Here is a 1,780-nt window from a genome sequence, read left to right on the forward strand (position 1 = left end):
TTGGTTCTTTTTCTGATCGTTGCTGAGCTTTAGTGGCCTTTGATGCCGCCCAGACCTAAAAAAGCCTGAAAGACACGCCACTTTTAAAGCTCGTAAATTCACAATCACGGTCAACTAGCGGCTATGCGTAAACCTACGCTTATCTGCACTATACATAAAGCACTCCTACCTCCTCCGCGAGTTATTATTAAAGCAATATCACCACTCTAACAACACTCCTTCAACATAGCGCCACACGAATATAACTCTTTAATTTAATCAAGTAGTTTAAAAATGCTATACTTTACATTTATGCTTATGTACTTAAACTAACCCTGTCGCATACCAGCTAAAAAAAATTAGCCGCGGCTGTAATAATATGCTAAGTGCTGCATCCAATAGGTATAAAACAAATTCACACCTAAACATTTAGCAAGTATGAAAAAGGCACTTATCTTACTGACAGCTTTCTTTGCATTATTAAAATCGGCAAAACGATATGTCCCAAAAATATAAACGAGATGTCCCAAAATAAAGGCATCTCGTTTTTTTATTTCATTCAGCCTATAACAAGGCTATAAAAGCTTTTTAAAAGCTCTTTAAAGTCATATCTTTGCAATGCTAACAATCATTATAACAATAACACATTCGGCCTCAATTACCCTTTTAATAAAGGTAAAGAGCCCGGACGCCTGGCCGCTTTCGAGCGGCCTTGTTATGGTGATTGTTAGCGCTATTACCTGTCCGGGCTTGCTTTCCTTTCTCAATCCAACGGATAATTCGCAGTAAGAACTTCCACTTTCCTTTTGATATACCCAGATTTGCTGTTTACACTTACTCCCTGCTCCACTGACCACATATGCCAGCCGTTTTCTTTGGCATACTTCTGCAGTATTGGTGAAGGGTAAGAAGATAACAGGAACTTACCTTTAATGCCTGCTAAAAGCTTTAAAAGCGCCTCAAAGTCTTCTATTGAATATCCATCATAGTGGCCACAATCTGAGTTGAAGTATGGCGGGTCTAAGTAGAAGAAGCTCTTCTCACTATCCCGGCTCCGAACCACATACAAGGCATCAGCCGCTTCCAGCTGCACGTTCTGCAACCTGATGGCCATCTCTTCTGTGAAGCGATCCCGGTTGTTGATGATCTTCTTTGTAGTGGTATTCTTAGACTTGTCATAGCCCCAGCTGGAGTCCAGTTGAGCAGAAAAGCTTTGGGAACTAAGCACCCAAACTGCCCAGGCTCTTTTGATCTCTGAGAACATGTCCGGATGGTTGTAGATCACACTGGCCTTGCGGTGCAGGTCTCTGCTGTGCAGGCTGATCCTGATTTCCTTCTCCAATGACACAAAGTCCTGCTGTACTACTCTGTAGAAGTTGATCAGCTCTTTGTTGGTGTCATTCAGTACTTCAATGTTTGATTGCTCCTTTGCAAAAAACACGGCAGCTCCACCAACAAAAGGCTCACAATAAAGGGTGTGTTCTGGTATTACTGAGATAATCTTACTAGCTAACTTTTGTTTACCGCCGTAATAGCTGATCGGCGTTTTAAGCGTAATTTTTGACATTGTAAATTATTAAGAGTTATTCCTTTTGCCTCGTCTTACCCTCTTAATAAATGACTTTCTATAAATTAAGACTTGCTATAGCATTTAAACAATCCGCCTCTGTCCAGGTAGTGGTGCAAGGAAATTCGTACACCCTGTTTTCGTATGCAATGGTGATCATAGCCTTCTGCTCCTTCCAGTCATAACTCACAGCCACAATGCTGGTATCAATATTTTGTTCTTTCCATTGCTCAA

The 1,780-nt window shown here is 41.1% G+C and carries 1 protein-coding gene; it reads right to left on the reverse strand.

Annotation, left to right across the window (positions count from 1 at the left end):
• Positions 1-742: 742 nt before the first annotated feature.
• Positions 743-1,546 carry a DNA adenine methylase gene (locus AC4BAN_RS17130; protein WP_490565638.1) on the reverse strand — a complete coding sequence of 268 codons (804 nt, stop codon included), beginning with the start codon at positions 1,544-1,546 and terminating at the stop codon, positions 743-745.
• Positions 1,547-1,780: the final 234 nt, after the last annotated feature.

The organism is Pontibacter sp. GD13 (assembly GCF_058216355.1).

What these genes read in the sequence shown, in the direction of transcription:
- AC4BAN_RS17130 (WP_490565638.1), bottom strand. Translation starts at nt 1,546, where the DNA reads ATGTCAAAAATTACGCTTAAAACGCCGATCAGCTATTACGGCGGTAAA.